Source organism: Streptomyces atratus (genome assembly GCF_014648655.1).
In the GTDB taxonomy this organism is placed as follows: domain Bacteria; phylum Actinomycetota; class Actinomycetes; order Streptomycetales; family Streptomycetaceae; genus Streptomyces; species Streptomyces atratus.
Map to the genome: position 1 here is coordinate 1 of NZ_BMRN01000056.1, position 209 is coordinate 209.

The window sequence follows — 209 nt, forward strand, 5'->3', positions numbered from 1 at the left end:
TGTCCCCGGGCCGTGGCCGACGGCGGCGCAGTCCGTCCGCGTAGGCCTGGCCGAACTTGGCGGACCAGCGGCGGATGGTCTCGTAAGAGACGATGACGCCGCGCCGCAGCATCAGCTCCTCGACCTCGCGGAAGGACAGCGGGAAGCGGAAGTACAGCCATACCGCGTGCGCGATCACCTCCACCGGGTACCGGTGGCCCTTGTACGAC

General features: G+C 69.4%; 1 pseudogene. It reads right to left on the reverse strand.

Annotation, left to right across the window (positions count from 1 at the left end):
* Positions 1–184, reverse strand: a pseudogene (locus IEZ15_RS38410) (IS6 family transposase); the annotation flags it as partial.
* Between the last annotated feature and the right edge of the window lie 25 nt (positions 185–209).